The following is a 17,064-nucleotide window of genomic DNA, read 5'->3' on the forward strand; positions in this document are numbered from 1 at the left end:
TTCAGCTGACGGTCAGCCGTCCAGGGCCTCGCGGATCGCCGACGCGGATCGCGTGAGGCGCTCCGCGATCTCGGCATCGTCGAGGTGCGCCGCGACATGCACGACCGCGATGGCTGCGGGGCGCTGACCCCGCAGCACGAGCGGCACGGCGACCGCCCGCACGGTGGGGATGACCTCATCGTGGCTCGTGGCATATCCGCGCGTGCGCGCCTCGTCGACCTCTGCGTGCAGGGCCGCCCGTGCGTCGCGCGGCCACTGCGACACCGGGAGCTGCGTGAGGATCGCCTTGCCCGGCGCTCCGACCGTGACCGAGTGCCTGGCGCCCGGTCGCTGTGCGACGCTGGCGATCGCATGGCGAGGTTCGATGCTCGCGAGTGTGATGCAGTCGTCTCCGTCGAGCACGCCGAGGAAGCAGGTCATGCCGAGCTCGTTGGCGATCGCGGTCAGCTCGGGGATCGCCTCGGCCTGCAGATCGTGTGCCACGCCCGCTGCGAGCGCCGCCATGCGCGGGCCCAGGATCACGGCGCCCGAGGAGTCCCTCCCGATGAGTCGATGATCTTCCAGCGTGCGCAGCAGGCGGTATGCGACCGAGCGATGCACGTCGAGTCGTGCGGCGATCTCGTCGATCGTCAGGGGGGTCCGTGCGTCGGCGAGGACCTCGAGGATCCGGATGCCGCGGCTCAGCGTCTGCGAGGCCGGAGTGCCGTCGGGCATGCGTGTGCTCCCTTGCGATTCGACGCGAGCGTCCCTAAGCTGTGTTCAATAGTAGAACGTCGTGTTCGAATATAGAACACGCAACGTTCGAAGGCAACACCTGACAGAGAAGTCCGGAAGGAATCGACGACGATGCAGTTCCACCACCACGGCTATGTCTCCGGAGACCCCCGCGTGAAGGACGCCGCGGGGATCGGCCTCGACCGGCCCGCAGACCTCCCCGACGAGATCGATGTCCTGATCGTCGGTTCGGGCCCGGCCGGCATGCTGCTCGCGGCGCAGCTGTCGCAGTACCCCGAGATCTCCACGCGCATCGTCGAGAAGCGCGAGGGTCGTCTGGTGCTCGGGCAGGCCGACGGCATCCAGCCCCGCAGCGTCGAGACCTTCCAGGCCTTCGGATTCGCGGAGCGGATCATCGCCGAGGCGTACAACATCGGGTGGATGAACTTCTGGGGTCCGAACCCCGAGAAGCCCGACGAGATCGTCCGCACCTCGCGCACCGCCGACTATGCCTACGACATCTGCGAGTTCCCGCACCTGATCGTCAATCAGGCACGCGTGCTCGACTACTTCGCCGAAGCGGCGGCGAACGGGCCGGGCCGCATCGTGCCCGACTACGGCATCGAGTTCACAGGGCTCACGGCGCACGACGACGGCGAGTACCCGGTCGAGGTCTCGCTGCGATACGTCGCGGGAGGGCGAGCGGGTGAAGAGCGCACGATCCGCGCGAAGTACGTCGTCGGCTGCGACGGTGCGCGCAGCGGTGTGCGTCAGGCGATCGGTCGTACGCACGTCGGCGGCAGCGCGGCGCATGCCTGGGGTGTCATGGACGTGCTGGTCAACACCGACTTCCCCGACTGGCGCACCAAGTGCGCCATCAACTCGGAGGCGGGCAACATCCTGCACATCCCACGGGAGGGCGGCTACCTCAGCCGGATGTACATCGACCTCGGCGAGGTCGCCGAAGACGACGATCACCGCGTGCGCCAGACCCCCATCGACGACATCATCGCCAAGGCGAACGCGATCCTCAGCCCCTACACGCTCGACGTGAAGGAGGTCGCGTGGCACAGCGTCTACGAGGTCGGTCACCGGGTCACCGATGGATTCGACGACGTGATCGACGGGTCGGGTCGCACGCCGCACGTGTTCCTCACGGGAGACGCCTGCCACACGCACAGCGCCAAGGCGGGCCAGGGCATGAACGTGTCGATGCAGGACGGGTTCAACCTCGGATGGAAGCTCGGATCGGTGCTCTCCGGTCGGGCACCCGAGGCGCTGCTCGCCACCTACGGCGCCGAGCGTCGACCCGTCGCGCAGCAGCTCATCGATTTCGACCGCGAGTGGTCGACGCTGATGGCCCGCAAGCCCTCGGAGATCACCGACCCCACGGACCTCGCGACCTACTACCTGGCGACGGCGGAGTTCCCCTCCGGGTTCATGACGCAGTACACGGCGTCGATGATCACCGGATCGGACGCGCACCAGGAGCTCGCGGGCGGCTTCCCCCTGGGGAAGCGCTTCAAGTCGGCAGAGGTGGTGCGAGTGGGCGACGGCAACGCGATCCACCTGGGGCACCATGCCAAGGCGGACGGGCGGTGGCGCGTCTATGCGTTCGCGGGTCGGGACGCCGCGACGCTCGACGCGTGGGCCGAGTCGGCGGCCCCGGTCTTCGCCCGGTTCACCCCTGCGGATGCCGACGCGGACAGTGTCTTCGACGTCAAGGCGATCTACCAGCAGCCGCACGAGGAGGTCGAGGTGACCTCCGCGCCGGCTCTGTTCCAGCCGAAGACCGGTCCACTCGGGCTCACCGACTGGGAGAAGGTGTACGCGGCTGGTCCATCGAAGTGGACCGAGACCGACATCTTCGAGGCACGGGAGCTGTCGCGCGACGGTGTGGTCGTGGTGGTGCGGCCCGATCAGTACGTCGCCGCGATCTTCCCGCTCGACGCGACGGACGAGCTCGCGGCGTTCTTCGACGGGGCGCTGCTGCCGGCATCCTGAGTCCGTCCCCGGGGTCTGCGACGCCGGGCTGTGGCTCGCCCGTTCGGGGTCGCGCGTTCGGGAGGAGATCTCGCCAACGGGAGGAGAAATTCACGTCGTCGCTCCTCCCGGGGGCGATTTCTCCGCCTCAACCGGTGTGCATCCATGACCGCGCGAGGCGGGACTGCTGCGGTTGAGAGACCCCTCTGGCGGGTGTCGGAGGCCCCGCGTAGCCTGAGGGCCGATGGGCGCCGATGCCCACACGAGGAGTGCGTGATGACCTGGAAGATCGAGCTCATCTTCATGCCGGTGACCGACGTCGACCGCTCGAAGGAGTTCTACACGAAGATCGGATTCAACCCCGACCATGATCAGGTGCCCTATGAGGGCCTGAGGTTCGTACAGATGACACCGCCGGGATCGGCCTGCTCGATCGCTTTCGGCACGGGGCTCGAGATTCCTCTCGAGCCGGGCCAACAGAAGACCATCCAGGTGGTGGTGCCGAACGCCGACGAGGCGAAAGCGCAGCTCGAGGCTGCGGGAGTGCCGACGAAGGGTGTCGAAGAGCTGGGCTGGGGTCGCTTCGTCTGGTTCGACGACCCCGACGGCAACACCTGGACGCTGCAGGAGCTGCCGGACTACAGCGCGCAGGCCTGACATCCTGTGATCTAGACGTCGTCGGGCTCACGTCAGACGAGATGCCCCGCCGGAGACGTCGATGCCACCGGTCGGCGGGATCGTCACGGTGAGCAGGCTCGGACGGCGCACGTGCGCGCCCTGATGGATGCGGATGCTCGTCGCCGGGTCGCCGATATCGCGCAGGTACGCGCCGACGGATGCGGCGGCAGAACCTGTCGCCGGGTCTTCGGCGATGCGACCGACGGGGAAGAGATTGCGTGCGTCGAAGTCCGTCGGGCCCGCAGCGTGCAGCACCGTCACGGTGCCGAGCCACCCCTGCGCACGCATGAGCGTGGCGACCTCTGTGGGCGCGAAGCGGAACTGATCGAACAGCTCGCGATCGCGGAGCACGACGATCGGATGCCAGTTGCCCGCGAACGCCTCTTTCGGAGGGAAGCGCTCGTCGAGATCTGCGGTGGTGAGTCCGAGCAGCGTGAGCAACCGGTCGAGCACCTCGGAGTCGAGATCGCGCACCTCAGGTTCGACGCTGGTGAACGACACGGTCACTGCGCCGTCACGGTCCACCGTCGAGCGGAGCGCGACCGCACCCGCGTTCGTGTCGAACACGACGTCTCCCGGCCCGTCCCGCTCCGCCAGGGCGACCGCCGTCGCGACGGTCGCGTGCCCGCAGAACGGCACCTCGGCGGCGGGCGACCAGTATCGCGCCCGATACCCGGCGACCCCGTCTTCGACGGTGCGGCCCACGAGGAAGGCGGTCTCGGAGAACCCGATCTCGGCGGCGATCCGCTGCATCTGCTCGTCGCTCAGCGCGGAGGCGTCGAGCACGACTCCCGCCGGGTTGCCACCGTCGGGGGCGGCCGCGAAGGCGCTATATCTCAGGACACCGGGATCGTCGCTCATGACGAGGAGCCTAGCGACCCCGCACGCTCAGGAATTCACGCGGATGATCTCCTGCTGGTACGGCGCGATGACGTCACCCGAGATGCGCAGGTCGAGCAGCAGGAAGCGCCGCGTCGCGGCATCCTCCTGCGTCCACGTGGCGAGCCGATCGAGGTCGGCGAGCGTCTTCACGACGACGCCCTCCGCGCCCACCGCGGCGCCGAACGCCGCGAAGTCGACCTCGGGGATGCGCATCGGGCCCTCGGCGAGCCCCTTGAGTCCGTAGAGGTTGACCTCGGCGCCGTACGCCGCGTCGTTCCAGATCACGGCGATTCCACGACCCGCTGCCGCACGCACGGCCGACTCGAGGTCGGCGATCGCCATCAGACCGCCGCCGTCTCCGGAGGTGAGGACGACGGTCGAGTCGCGGCGGGCGAGGGCAGCGCCCACGACACTCGGCCAGCCCTGGCCGATCGACTGGAAGGCGGTGCCGACCATCATCATCCGGTCGGGTGCCTCCACCGGCCAATACATGTTCGCCCAGCCGATGAAGTGGCCGCCGTCGGACACGACGACGCGGTCGCTCGGCAGTAGCTCGGCGATGCGGCGCGCGGCCGAGCGCGGGTCGAGGCGTCCGTCGGGGGCGAGGTCGTCGCCCTCGTCGTACGTGCGTGCCGCGGCGACATCGACCGTCTCGCGCCACGGCGTCGCGGGCACAGTTTCGGATCCCGGGCGCGACGCGCCGTCCGCGAGTCCCGACCTCTCGGCGGGTCGTGCTTCAGCTCCGAAGCTGTGCTCGGCAAGAGCAGAGGTGATGTCGTGACCAGAGGCGGAGGCAGACCCGAGCCGGGCGACCAGCTCCTCTGCCGCCAGGCGGGCATCCGCACGCACGAAGCCGCCGACATGCGGATGCGTGGCTGCGGGGGCGATGTCGATCTGGAAGACCCGGGTGCCCGGCGCGAACAGCTCTCCGAATCGCATCGTGAACTGATTCAGCGAGGCTCCGAACACGACAGCGACGTCGGCGGTGCGCACGAGCTCCATGGCGCCGTCGGCCCCGAACCCTCCCGTGACACCGAGGTCGAAGCGGGTCTCCGGGAAGACACCGTGACCGAGCGCCGAAGAGGCCGTGAGAGCGCCCGTCAAGGATGCCAGCTCGCCGAGCGCTGCGCCGGCCCCCGCGAGCCAGGCACCGCGGCCCGCCAGCAGGAAGGGGCGTGCTGCCCCGCGGAGCGCGTGGGCGATCGCATCGAGTGTCGCTTCGGCGAACGCGCCGCGCGGCGCGAGAGGCGCGGGGGTGCGCGGAAGCGGAGCCTCGGGCACCGGGCCGGCCTCGCGCGACGCGACGTCGTACGGAATGGCCAGCACGACGGGCACGCGGTACGTCAGAGCGTGCTCGATCGCGATCACGGTGGTGGCTGCGGCATCCTCATGCCCGACCGTGTAGGTGCGGGCTCCCACGGCCGACGCCAGGGCGATCTGGTCGACGTCCCACGGGCGGGGGCCCGAGGTCGGCTCATCGCCCACCACGAGCACGAGGGGCACGTGGGCCTGCACTGCCTCGGCGAGCGCCGTGAGGGTGTTCGTGAAGCCGGCGCCGTAGGTCGAGGTGCCGGCGGCGATCCGACCGGAGGCGCGGAAGTGCGCGTCGGCGGCCACGACCGCGCCCTGCTCGTGACGGACGGCGGTGAAGACAGCATCCGTCTGCGTCTCGATCGCGTCGAGGAAGTAGGCGTTGCCGTTGCCCATGACGCCGAAGACGGCGTCGATGTGCTGGGCGAGGGTGAGTGCGACATGCGCGGAGACAGAGGGCATGGACGAGCCTTTCGAGACAGGGACGGAGAACGTTCGTATTCCGTATGTGTCTCGCCCCCGCGGCGTCGCGGGGAGCTTCGTGCCTCTTTTTCAGGCACCGGCGGCAGAGAGCGCCGGACGAGTAGATCCTACAGTCGCGGTCCCCGTCGCGGCTCCGTCTCGTGCGCGTAACACGACCGAAACGGTGACAGGGAAACATGCGGACATGGAGTCGCTGTTCAACGGATACGCCTCGCGTCGGTCGCCGCAGCACGCGGGGGCCGCGCCGTGGGATGAGATGTTCCCCGCAGACGCGGAACCCGGCGGTGCCGGCGTGCGTCTTCCTTATCGGGAGATGTATCCGGCGCTCGCGCGCATGGACGACGCCGAGCTGCGCGCGCGGACGGATGCTCTCGCCAGCTCCTACCTCGCACAGGGGGTGACCTTCGACTTCGCGGGTGAGGAGCGGCCGTTCCCGCTCGACGTGGTTCCGCGGGTGATCGCCGCCGACGACTGGACGTTCGTCGAGGCGGGCGTGAAGCAGCGCGTGCGCGCTCTCGAGGCCTTCCTCGCCGACGTGTACGGACCGCAGCTCGCGGTGCAGGACGGCGTGATCCCGGCTGCCCTGATCAGTTCGTCCTCGCACTTCCATCGTCAGGCTGCGGGGATCGTGGGGGCGAACGGCGTACGCATCCACGTGGCGGGCATCGACCTCATCCGCGACGAGCTCGGATCGTGGCGGGTGCTCGAAGACAACGTGCGCGTCCCGAGCGGCGTCAGCTACGTGCTGGCGAACAGGCGGGTGATGGCCCAGACACTTCCCGAGCTGTTCACGAGCCTGCGCGTGCGCCCGGTGGTCGACTACCCCGGGCATCTGCTGCAGGCGCTGCGCGCTGCGGCACCTGCGGGCGTCGATGACCCGACCGTGGTGGTGCTGACACCGGGAGTGCACAACTCCGCCTATTACGAGCACACGCTGCTGGCGCGCATGATGGGCATCGAGCTCGTGGAGGGGCGGGATCTCTTCTGCTCGGGCGGGCGAGTGTGGATGCACACGACGGCCGGACCGACCCGCGTCGATGTGATCTATCGACGGGTCGATGACGAGTTCCTCGACCCTCAGCAGTTCCGTCCGGACTCGGTTCTCGGCGCCCCGGGCCTCATGCTCGCCGCGCGCCTGGGAAACGTCACTCTCGCGAATGCGGTCGGGAACGGCGTCGCCGACGACAAGCTCGTCTACACGTACGTGCCTGACCTGATCCGCTATTACCTCGGCGAGGAACCGAAGATCCCGAACGTCGACACCTGGCGTCTCGAGGAACCGGATGCGCTGGAGGAGGTTCTGGACCGGCTCGACGAGCTCGTCGTGAAGCCTGTCGACGGATCTGGGGGAAAGGGTCTGGTGGTCGGGCCGGACGCGTCGCGCGCGACTCTGGAGGAGCTGCGTAGGACTCTGCAGGCGGATCCGCGCGGGTGGATCGCACAGCCCGTCGTGCAGCTCTCGACGATCCCCACACTCGTCGACGACGGCTTCCGGCCTCGGCACGTCGACCTGCGGCCGTTCGCGGTCAACGACGGGGAGGACATCTGGGTGCTGCCGGGCGGACTCACGCGGGTGGCGCTCCCCGAAGGGCAGCTCGTGGTCAACTCGAGCCAGGGCGGCGGATCGAAGGACACCTGGGTGCTGGATCCGTCTCTGCTCACGGGTCCGACCGCGACCGTGTCGGCAGAGCACGACCCCGCGGCCGACGAGGTGTCGCTCGCCACCGGCGCGATCTCGATCGTCTCACCGACGCGCGACGAGCCGCATCAGCCGTTCCTCTCCTCGCCGCAGGACGAGGACGTCGAGCTGCGTCATCACCAGCAGCAACAGCAGCAACAGCAGCAGGGCGGTGCGACATGCTGAGCCGCATCGCCGAGGCGCTTTTCTGGATCGGCCGTTACGTCGAGCGGGCCGACGGCACGGCACGCATCCTCGACGTGCACCTGCAGCTGCTTCTGGAGGACCCCTGGGTCGACGAGGACACGGCGTGCCGGGCGCTCCTCTCGGTCATGGGAACGGCTGTCGACGACGACGCGGTGCTGAGCCGCGACGACGTGGTGCGACTGCTCGCTCTCGATCGGGAGCATTCCGCCTCGATCGCCCACTCGATCGCTTCTGCGAGGGAGAACGCTCGTCGGGCACGCGAGATCATCTCCACCGATCTCTGGGAGACGCTGAACGAGTCGAACGCGCGGATGCCGCGGCGCATCGCATCGGACAAGACGCACCCGTTCTTCCGGTGGGTGCGAGACCGGTCAGCGCTGGCCTTCGGGGTCGTCGACTCGTCGACGAGCAGGGATGAAGCGTGGCACTTCTTCGTGCTCGGACGTTCGATAGAGCGCGCCGACATGACGGCTCGGCTGCTGGCGACGAGGTCGCTGACCGAGGCGGGTGGTCCGAGCTGGACGACGCTGTTGCGCAGCTGCGGTGCGTACGAGGCGCATCTGCGGAGCCATCGAGCCGTGCCCACGGGAGCCTCGGCGGTGGAATTCCTGCTCGTCGACCGGCTCTTTCCCCGGTCGATCCTGTCGAGCATCCTGCAGGCGGAGGAGTGCCTGCGCGGCATCGACCCCGCGGGCGCGTTCGGTACGCCCGATCGCGCCCACCGTGTGCTCGGCCGGATGAGGTCGGAACTCGAGTACCGGCCGATCGGTGACACCGTGCACCGCCTGTCGGAGAGCATGGAGGAGGTCCAGGTGGGGATGTCGGTGGCGAGCGATGCGATCAGGGAGCGGTACTTCCCCTCGATCGCGATGCCGGTGTGGATCGGAGAGGCGCTGTGAGTCGACTCAAGATCGTGCACCGCACCGGCTTCCGCTACGAGCAGCCGGCGACGGCCTCGTACAACGAGGCCCGGATGCTGCCGCACTCGCGAGACGGACAGTTCGTGCTGCAGGCCACACTCGACATCTCGCCCACGGCGACCCAGCACTCGTACATCGACTACTGGCACACGCGCGTCTCGACGTTCGAGCTGCTGACCCCGCACCAGATGCTCTCGGTGACGGCGACGAGCGTGGTCGATGTGCGGCCTCTGCCGTCGGGAACCACGGGGATCGACTGGGACGAGCTCGCCGCCCGGATACCCCAGTCGCTCGAGTTGGCCGAGTGCGTCGCTCAGACTCCGGCCACCGCCCCCGACGAGGAGATGCGCGACCTCGCCCTGCGCATCGAGGCGGCGGGCGGCGATGTCGACGAGACCGCCCTCGAGATCTGCCGCACGGTCGGTGAGGCCATGGAGTATCGGAGCGGAGTCACCGGCGTGGGCTCGACCGCTCGCGACGCCTGGCCCACGCGATCCGGTGTCTGTCAGGACATCGCGCATGTGGCGCTGGGCGTGCTGCGGGCGGCCGGCATTCCGGCGCGCTACGTCTCGGGGTACCTGCACCCCGACCCGACGGCGGCGGTCGGACAAGCGGTGACAGGCGAGTCGCATGCCTGGGTGGAGTGGTACTCGGGGGAGTGGCGGGGGTACGACCCGACCAACCTCGTCGAGATCGGGGAATCGCACGTCTATGTCGGCCACGGGCGGGACTACGGCGATGTCGCGCCGCTCCGTGGGGTGTACGCGGGACCGAGTGCCTCCGAGCTGTTCGTCTCGGTCGAGGTCACGCGCCTCGGCTGAGGCGACGGAGTGGCCGGAACGCGGCGGTGGTGCAGGAGAATGAGACGATGACGGATGCATCGATCGAGCGCGAGACGCTCACCTGGGACGGCTTCGGATCGGCGACGCGAGACCTCGCGCGCAGGATTCTCGACAGCGGCTTCATGCCCGAGGTCGTGGTCGCGATCGCGCGGGGCGGTCTGCTGCCGGCCGGTGCCATCGCCTACGGTCTCGGAGCGAAGAACTGCGGTGCGATCAACGTCGAGTTCTACACGGGCATCGGCACGGTGCTCGATGCGCCGGAGGTGCTGCCGCCCGAACTCGACATGGCGTACCTCGACGGTCGACGCGTGCTGCTGGTCGATGATGTCGCCGACTCGGGTCGCACGCTCGCCCTCGCCGTGCAGCTGTTGAAGGACAAGGGTGCCGACGTGCGCTCGGTCACGATCTACACCAAGCCGTCGACGATCATCCAGCCCGACTACGCGTGGAAGGACACCGACCTGTGGATCAACTTCCCCTGGTCGTTCCAGGGCACGGTGCGCGAAGAGGATCTGGGTCTCGCACCGTCGGCGTGACCCCCTGCGTGGGCGATCAGCCCCGCAGCAGCGCCCGCAGAGTCTGGATCGTGTCGGCCTCGGCAGGGGTCTTGTCTGATCGATAGCCCTTGACCCTGGCGAACCGCAGGGCGATGCCCCCGGGGTATCGAGGCGAGCGCTGCACCCCGTCGATCGCGATCTCGACCACGAACTCGGGACGCAAGAACACCGTGCTCTGGGTGCGGCGCGTCTCGAGTGGCGGGAACTGCTCGGTCTGCCAGCGCAGGAGCTCGTCGGTGAGGCCTTTGAACGTCTTGCCGACCATCACCAGGCCGCCGGGTTCGCCGAACTCCCCGTCGGGGTCGAGCGCGCCGAGGTGCAGGTTCGACAGCAGGCCCTGGCGCCGACCCGAACCCCATTCGGCCGCGAGCACGACCAGGTCGTAGGTGAGCACGGGCTTGACCTTGACCCAGGACTTTCCGCGGCGCCCGGCGGAGTAGGGTGCGTCGATCCCTTTGACGAGCACTCCCTCGTGGCCAGCCGCGAGCGCCTCACGCGACAGCTGCTCGGCGGCCTCGGCGTCGTCGGTGACGATGCCCGGCATCCGCCACTCGCCGACCACCCTCTCGAGTTCACCCAGGCGGGTGGACAGGGGCTCGTCGAGCAGATCGCGTCCGTCGACGTGCAGGATGTCGAAGAACCAGGGGCGCAGCACGAGCTCACGCGCGACATCGGCCCCGAACCGCGACATCGTCTGCTGGAACGGCCGAGGGCCGCCGTCTTCGTCGAGCGACAGCGTCTCGCCATCGAGGATCAGATCGTCAGCGGGAAGCGCGCGCACGATCTCGACGATCTCGGGCACCCGGTGGGTGATGTCGGCGAGGCTGCGGGTGTAGACGCTCACGTCATCGCCACGGCGATGCACCTGGATGCGCGCGCCGTCGAGCTTGTACTCGACGGATGCGGTGCCGGTGATCTCGAGCGCGGCGGTCGGGGTTGCTGCGGTCGATGCGAGCATCGGCAGCACGGGGCGACCGACCACCAGGCCGACTGCATCGAGTTCGCCTTCCGTGCCGGTGAGAGCGAGCACGGCGGTCTCGCCCAGATCGCCCGAGAGCATCGCGGCCCGTCGGACCGAAGCCGCCGGCCGATCGGCCGCGCGAGCGATGGCGTCGAGCAGCACACCGCCGAGCGCGCCCGTGCGCAACTCGCCCAGCATGGCGCGCGAGAGGAAGTCCCACTCGGAAGCCGTGGCTCGAGACGCGAGCGCCGACAGAATCGCCGCACGTGCGGCCGCCGAACCCGACCCGGACGAGCCGGTCAGCGTCTCGAACGCATCATCGACATCGCCGATCGACAGCGAAGGCTCGTCGGCGTGCTGCACGTCGAGCGCAGCCACGCCACGCCAGCCCACGCCGAGGCGCCCCTGTCGCGGCGTCGCGAGGAGCAGCCCGACGAGGGCGGGCACGTCGTCGGCGTCGGCGCGCGCCAGCAACCGTGCGAGGGCATCGATCTTCGCCAGACGCGACGCGGTGGCGGTGACCTCTTCGGCGGTGGAGACGAGCTCCGAGAGCAACATGCATGCAGTCTCGCACCGGCATCCGACATCGGCGATGGCCTTGCGCTCGTCCGCCGTGCCGCACTAGGCGGGTAGCGCTCAGCGTCCGCGGAACTCGGGCGTGCGCTTCGCCTGGAACGCGCCGAACCCCTCGCGGTAGTCGTCGGTGTCGCACAGGGCGGCCTGGGCGGCGTTCTCGAGATCGATCGACTCCCACAGCGCCAACCGCTCGTCGCGGATCCTGGCGACCAGCTGCTTGCTCGCGAGGAAGGCGGCGCTGGCGCCTCGTGCGGCGGTCGCCGCGGCATCCGTCGTCGTCTGCAGCACCTCGTCGTCGGGCAGGACCCGCGAGAAGAGCCCCGATGCCACGGCCTCCGTACCGGTCATCAGTCGTCCGGTGTAGATGAGGTCGAGGGTCTTGTGAGCGCCGAGGCGCTCGACGAAGAGGGCGTGGCCGCCCGAGTCGAGCGTGGCCCCCAGGGCGGCGAACGGCGATCCGATCCTGGCCGACTCGGCGACGTAGACGACGTCGGTGGCGATCAGCAGTCCGAGGCCGACGCCGAGACAGGCGCCGTGTGCCACCGCGAACGTCGGGGCCGGGAATCGCGACATCCTCTGCAGCAGCGGTGTCACGAGCCCGCCGAGGTAACCGATCACGTCGTCGTCGCGCGGGTCGACGCCCGCGATGTCGCGGCCCGCGCAGAATGCTCGACCCTCGCCGCGCAGCACGAGGGCGCGCACTCCCGCGGCGTCCGCCTCGTCGTAGGCGCGCCCGAGATCGCGCAGCGCCTGCTCGTCGAGCGCATTCCGCTTCGCCGGAGCGTTCAGGACGACGGTCGCCACATCGTCGGCGATGGCGAGATCGATCATGGGAGGCTCCTCAGACGTCGTAGTCGACCACGATGCGCTCGCTCGTGGGGTGGGACTGGCAGGTGAGGACGTAGCCGCGCTTCAACTCGTCGGGCTCCAGTGCGTAGTTCTCGGTCATCGTCACGCTGCCTTCGATGACCCGCGCCCGGCAGGTTCCACAGACGCCGCCCGCACACGCGAACGGCGCATCGGGTCGCACCCGCAGAGCGGCGTTCAACACCGACTCGTGCGCATCGACCGGACTCTCGACGGTCGACGAGACGCCGTCGAGATTCACCTCGATGCGGATCGTCCTCTCACCCGCGCGCACCTCGACGGGGCGAGCGGCACGCACCGGCTCGTCGCCGGTCGTGAACAGCTCGAAGCGGATGTGCCCACGCGGCACACCGACGTCGGCGAGCACCTCTCGGCACAGGTCGACCAGCGAGAGCGGACCGCACAGGAACCATTCGTCGACATCGGTCGGGTCGATGAGCGCCCGCAGGATGGTGCGCAGCTTCTCGTCGTCGATGCGTCCGGAGAGCACAGGGGCCGTGCGCTGCTCGCGGGACAGCACGTGGTGCAGTGTGAGGCGCGTCGGGTAACGGTCCTTGAGGTCGGCGAGGTCCTCGAGGAACATGACGTCGAGCGTCGAGCGGTTCGTGTAGAGGAGCGTGAAGCGAGAGGTGTCGGAGCGCGTCAGCACGGTGTGTGCGAGAGCCATGAGCGGCGTGATGCCGGAACCGGCGGCGATGCCGACGACGTGACGCTGATCGAGATCGTCGAGGCCCGAGGTGAAGGTGCCCTGCGGGCTCATCACGTCGATCTCGAACCCCGGATGCAGGCCCGTCTGCGCCCAGGTCGAGAAGAGCCCGCCCTCGTCGCGCTTGACGGCGACGCTGAGCCGGGTCGGGACGCCGGCGGCGATCTGCTCGGCGGTGCGATGCTCGGGTGCGCGACACAGCGAGTACGACCGACGCACCTCAGCGCCGTCGAGCGACGTGCGCAGCGCCACGTACTGGCCGGGCAGGTGGTCATAGTCGTCGGCGAGCTCTGCGGGAACCGTGAAGGTCACCTCGACCGAGTCATCGGTCAAGGGCCGCACTTCCTCGACGGCGAGGGTGTGGAAGCGCGCGCGCTTCTTCGTCGGTGCGGCAGCTCGACGAGGCGACGGCGACGGCGCGGAACCCGAGACGGCGAACAGCGACATCAGTGCACCTTGAAGTGGTCGAAGGGTTCGAGGCAGGCGCGGCATTCGAACAGCGCCTTGCACGACGTGGATCCGAAGCGCGAGACCTCGCGGGTGTCCAGTGAGCCGCACCGGGGGCACCGCACGCTGATCGCGAGGCGGATCGGGCCGGAGGCGATCGCCGAGCGCCCGGTCGGAGGCGCGATGCCGTACTCGGCGAGCTTCTGCCTTCCGGCATCTGACATCCAGTCCGTCGTCCACGCGGGGGAGAGCACGAGTCGGACCTCGACCTGCGCGTATCCCGCGGCGGTCAGAGCGAGGATGACATCGTCGCGGATCGTGTCCATCGCCGGGCATCCGCTGTAGGTCGGGGTGATGTCGACGCGCACGACGTCGCCGTCGACATTGACGGCGCGCAGCACTCCGAGATCTTCGATCGTGAGCACGGGCACCTCGGGGTCGGCCACGGCTGCGATGATCCGCCACGCATCCGCCTGGGCCTCGGTCTGCAGAGCGCCGGTCACCATGATGCTCCCGGATGCCGACGCGCCAGGACCTGCATCTCCGCCAGGACGTGGCCGAGCGGGGTCGCGTGCGCTCCTCGCCGCCCTCCGGCCGAGGATGCCGCGACGGCGGGAACCGTCAGCTCGGCCTCCGCGAAGACGGCGTCGACGACGGCGTCGAAGCCGGGTCGCAGCGTCGACGGTCGCACCGCTGCATCGCTGAGGCGGTCGATCAGGGGCTCGTCGCGGAAGAGCTCGTCGACGTACGGCCAGACGTCGCTCAGCGCGCGGATCATCCGCCGCCGGGATTCGTCGGTGCCGCCGGCGAGACGCAGCACCCACTGCACCGCGTGGTCACGGTGGTAGTCGACCTCTTTCAGGGACTTCTCGGCGATCGCCGCGAGGGTCGGGTCGCTGCTCGCCCGGAGGCCGGAGTACAGCTCGAACATGTACGTCGAGACGACGAACTGGCGCGCGATGGTCTGCGCGAAGTCGCCGTTGGGCTGCTCGACGATCCAGGCGCTGCGGAACTCCGGCTCATCGCGGAAGTACGCGAGATCGTCTTCGGAGCGGCCGTCGAACGATCCTGCGAAGTGGAGGAACGAGCGGGCATGCCCGAGCAGGTCGAGCGCGATGTTGCCGAGGGCGACGTCTTCTTCGAGTTCGGGCGCGCGGGAGATCCACTCACCGAGCTGCTGCGACAGGATCAGCGCGTCGTCACCGAGCCACAGTGCGTATTCGGCGATGTCGGCGGATGCCGCCGCGGAGCCGGTTCCGGTGAGCTCATCGCTCAGCCGCAGCTCGTCGACCGAGACGTCTCCGTGGAGGTCGACGTGGGTGTCGCCATGGATGTCGTTCACAGGTGCGGCACTCCTTCGGAGGCCGTGTAGTACACGGCGTGCCGGTAGTTCTTGCCTGCGGGGCTCTCGAAGTAGGCGCCCTTCGCGTCGGGGTCGCTCGTGGTGATCGCCTCGGCGGGGACGGCCCAGATCGACACGCCTTCGCCGCGGCGCGTGTAGAGGTCGCGGGCGTTGCGGATCGCCATGTCGGCATCCGGGGCGTGCAGGGATCCGACGTGCACGTGACTCAGGCCGCGGTTCGCGCGGACGAAGACCTCCCAGAGAGGCCAGGGCTCGCGCTCGTCGGCACCGGGCGTCGCCATCACGCGACACCCATGCCGGTCGTTGAGCGAGCCGCAGGCGAGCCGAAACGCTGCTTGCGCGCGTAGTCGGCGGCGGCCTCCCGCACCCACGCGCCGTCCTCATGCGCCGTGCGGCGGCGCTCGAGACGCTCGGCGTTGCAGGGGCCGTTGCCGCGCAGCACCTCGAAGAACTCGTCCCAGTCGATCTCGCCGATCACGTACTGGCCGGTCTCGTCGTCGAGACGGAGATCCGGATCCGGGAGGGTCACGCCCAGGATCTCGGCCTGCGGCACGAGCATGCTGACGAAGCGCTGACGCAGCTCGTCGTTGGTGAAGCGCTTGATCTTCCACTTCATCGACTGCGCGGAGTTGGGGGACTGGTCATCGGGAGGTCCGAACATCGCCAGGCTCGGCCAGTACCAGCGGTTCACGGCATCCTGCGCCATCTGCTTCTGCTCGTCGGTGCCCTGCATCAGCGACAGCAGTATCTCGAACCCCTGGCGCTGGTGGAACGACTCCTCCTTGCAGACGCGCACCATCGCGCGGCCGTACGGGCCGTACGACGCGCGGCAGAGCGGCACCTGGTTGCAGATCGCGGCGCCGTCGACGAGCCATCCGATCGCGCCCATGTCGGCCCAGGTCGGGGTGGGATAGTTGAAGATCGACGAGTACTTGGCCTTGCCGCTGATGAGCTGGTCCATCATCTCGTCGCGGGTGATCCCGAGTGTCTGCGCGGCGGAGTAGAGGTAGAGACCGTGCCCCGCCTCGTCCTGGACCTTGGCCATCAGGATCGCCTTGCGCTTGAGGCTCGGCGCACGGGTGATCCAGTTGCCCTCCGGCTGCATGCCGATGATCTCGGAGTGCGCGTGTTGCGAGATCTGACGGATCAGCGTCTTGCGGTAGGCGTCCGGCATCCAGTCGCGGGGCTCGATGCGCTGCTCGTTCGCGATGAGCTCGTCGAACAGGCGCTCGTCGTCGGAGAGCTCATCGCCTACGACGGAGAGGTCTGCGGGGCTGGTCATCATCGACTCCTCGGTGTCCGACCTGTTTTACTGACCGGTCGTTAGGTAATTCTGACACGGAGGTCGTCGCGACGCAAGAAAGGCCCCGACGCGAGGGTCGGCGAGATGCTCAGCGAGAGCGCGAGACGAGGTCGAGAAGGGCTCTGCCGTAGGCCTCGGAAGGATCCGGATGCTCGAAACGCAGCGTCTCGCCGGCGATCTCGACCTCGACCGCGAAGGCGTCGGGGAGGCGGGTCAGGGCCCGGAACGTTCCGCGCAGGAGATCGCGCAGCTGATCCTCGCGAGGCAGCCACACGGCGTCCGCGAGGGTGACGGCGTCGAGTGCCCACTCGGTCGTGCCGTTGAAGGCGAGGTCTACACCGCTCGGCGTCTGGCGCGCCTCGATCGTCATCCCGCTGACCGTGAAGACGTCGGCCTCGGCTTCGAGTTCGACCTCGTTCGGAAGATCGAGCTGAAAGCGGTCGCCCTCGGCCGGGTGCCACACGAGCCCGGCGTCGCGCAGGGATACGGCCAGTTCTCGGGTGATCATCGTTCCACGCTAGACGACCCGGTCGGGGCTGGACGCGATTGCGCCTGTGGAGAGGGGAGCTCGCCGTGTCTGAGGCGT

17 protein-coding genes are annotated in these 17,064 nt (G+C 69.0%); 6 read left to right on the forward strand and 11 right to left on the reverse strand.

Going from position 1 to position 17,064, the window contains the following annotated elements; translation table 11 throughout:
* Positions 1 to 12: 12 nt before the first annotated feature.
* Positions 13 to 714, reverse strand: coding sequence for an IclR family transcriptional regulator (locus AC3WS6_RS07110; RefSeq protein ID WP_492500345.1), 702 nt, complete (start codon positions 712 to 714; stop codon positions 13 to 15).
* A gap of 132 nt (positions 715 to 846) precedes the next feature.
* On the opposite strand from AC3WS6_RS07110, the gene AC3WS6_RS07115 reads away from it, so the two are divergent.
* Together AC3WS6_RS07115 and AC3WS6_RS07120 are read left to right on the forward strand one after the other, a co-directional pair.
* Positions 847 to 2,718 (forward strand): FAD-dependent monooxygenase, encoded by a 1,872-nt coding sequence (locus tag AC3WS6_RS07115; RefSeq protein WP_492500346.1) that lies wholly within the window; start codon positions 847 to 849, stop codon positions 2,716 to 2,718.
* A 255-nt stretch (positions 2,719 to 2,973) separates the two neighbouring features.
* Complete coding sequence (locus tag AC3WS6_RS07120) at positions 2,974 to 3,354, forward strand: VOC family protein (RefSeq protein WP_492500347.1); 381 nt, start codon at positions 2,974 to 2,976, stop codon at positions 3,352 to 3,354.
* Positions 3,355 to 3,381: 27 nt separating this feature from the next.
* Here AC3WS6_RS07120 and AC3WS6_RS07125 read toward each other — a convergent pair whose 3' ends face one another.
* Both AC3WS6_RS07125 and AC3WS6_RS07130 read right to left on the reverse strand, forming a co-directional pair.
* The gene (locus AC3WS6_RS07125) at positions 3,382 to 4,236 is read right to left on the reverse strand and encodes a PhzF family phenazine biosynthesis protein (protein ID WP_492500348.1); all 855 of its coding nucleotides are present in this window, start codon (positions 4,234 to 4,236) and stop codon (positions 3,382 to 3,384) included.
* 27 nt (positions 4,237 to 4,263) lie between these two features.
* A complete protein-coding gene (locus tag AC3WS6_RS07130; protein ID WP_492500349.1) occupies positions 4,264 to 6,030 on the reverse strand; it encodes a thiamine pyrophosphate-binding protein in 1,767 nt (588 codons plus the stop codon).
* A 205-nt stretch (positions 6,031 to 6,235) separates the two neighbouring features.
* On the opposite strand from AC3WS6_RS07130, the gene AC3WS6_RS07135 reads away from it, so the two are divergent.
* Genes AC3WS6_RS07135 through AC3WS6_RS07150 form a run of 4 tightly spaced genes read left to right on the forward strand, consistent with a single transcriptional unit; the run spans position 6,236 to position 10,234 of the window.
* Positions 6,236 to 7,915, forward strand: coding sequence for a circularly permuted type 2 ATP-grasp protein (locus AC3WS6_RS07135; RefSeq protein ID WP_492500350.1), 1,680 nt, complete (start codon positions 6,236 to 6,238; stop codon positions 7,913 to 7,915).
* Positions 7,909 to 8,835: an alpha-E domain-containing protein gene (locus AC3WS6_RS07140; RefSeq protein ID WP_492500351.1), complete on the forward strand. Its 927-nt coding sequence runs from the start codon at positions 7,909 to 7,911 to the stop codon at positions 8,833 to 8,835. The genes AC3WS6_RS07135 and AC3WS6_RS07140 overlap by 7 nt, the downstream gene beginning before the upstream one ends.
* A complete protein-coding gene (locus AC3WS6_RS07145; protein ID WP_492500352.1) occupies positions 8,832 to 9,677 on the forward strand; it encodes a transglutaminase family protein in 846 nt (281 codons plus the stop codon). The genes AC3WS6_RS07140 and AC3WS6_RS07145 overlap by 4 nt, the downstream gene beginning before the upstream one ends.
* Before the next feature lie 47 nt (positions 9,678 to 9,724).
* Positions 9,725 to 10,234: a phosphoribosyltransferase gene (locus AC3WS6_RS07150; RefSeq protein WP_053099026.1), complete on the forward strand. Its 510-nt coding sequence runs from the start codon at positions 9,725 to 9,727 to the stop codon at positions 10,232 to 10,234.
* A gap of 16 nt (positions 10,235 to 10,250) precedes the next feature.
* Here the strand turns inward: AC3WS6_RS07150 and AC3WS6_RS07155 are convergent, their stop codons facing one another.
* The 8 genes from AC3WS6_RS07155 to AC3WS6_RS07190 form a co-directional block, all read right to left on the reverse strand.
* Positions 10,251 to 11,774 (reverse strand): ATP-dependent DNA ligase, encoded by a 1,524-nt coding sequence (locus AC3WS6_RS07155; protein WP_492500353.1) that lies wholly within the window; start codon positions 11,772 to 11,774, stop codon positions 10,251 to 10,253.
* A 78-nt stretch (positions 11,775 to 11,852) separates the two neighbouring features.
* Complete coding sequence (locus AC3WS6_RS07160; RefSeq protein WP_492500354.1) at positions 11,853 to 12,623, reverse strand: enoyl-CoA hydratase/isomerase family protein; 771 nt, start codon at positions 12,621 to 12,623, stop codon at positions 11,853 to 11,855.
* A 10-nt stretch (positions 12,624 to 12,633) separates the two neighbouring features.
* A complete protein-coding gene (gene paaE, locus AC3WS6_RS07165) occupies positions 12,634 to 13,812 on the reverse strand; it encodes a 1,2-phenylacetyl-CoA epoxidase subunit PaaE (RefSeq protein WP_492500355.1) in 1,179 nt (392 codons plus the stop codon).
* Positions 13,812 to 14,318 (reverse strand): 1,2-phenylacetyl-CoA epoxidase subunit PaaD, encoded by a 507-nt coding sequence (paaD, locus tag AC3WS6_RS07170; RefSeq protein WP_492500356.1) that lies wholly within the window; start codon positions 14,316 to 14,318, stop codon positions 13,812 to 13,814. Before paaD ends, paaE begins: the two co-directional genes overlap by 1 nt.
* A complete protein-coding gene (gene paaC / locus AC3WS6_RS07175) occupies positions 14,312 to 15,154 on the reverse strand; it encodes a 1,2-phenylacetyl-CoA epoxidase subunit PaaC (protein WP_492500357.1) in 843 nt (280 codons plus the stop codon). Before paaC ends, paaD begins: the two co-directional genes overlap by 7 nt.
* Entirely contained in the window at positions 15,151 to 15,456 is a 306-nt protein-coding gene (gene paaB, locus AC3WS6_RS07180) for a 1,2-phenylacetyl-CoA epoxidase subunit PaaB (RefSeq protein WP_201469171.1), read from the reverse strand. Before paaB ends, paaC begins: the two co-directional genes overlap by 4 nt.
* Positions 15,456 to 16,457, reverse strand: coding sequence for a 1,2-phenylacetyl-CoA epoxidase subunit PaaA (gene paaA / locus AC3WS6_RS07185; protein WP_492500358.1), 1,002 nt, complete (start codon positions 16,455 to 16,457; stop codon positions 15,456 to 15,458). Before paaA ends, paaB begins: the two co-directional genes overlap by 1 nt.
* A gap of 109 nt (positions 16,458 to 16,566) precedes the next feature.
* Positions 16,567 to 16,986 carry a pilus assembly protein CpaE gene (locus tag AC3WS6_RS07190; protein ID WP_492500359.1) on the reverse strand — a complete coding sequence of 140 codons (420 nt, stop codon included), beginning with the start codon at positions 16,984 to 16,986 and terminating at the stop codon, positions 16,567 to 16,569.
* Positions 16,987 to 17,064: the final 78 nt, after the last annotated feature.

This window comes from Microbacterium sp. EB106-03-03-XG65, assembly GCF_058791955.1.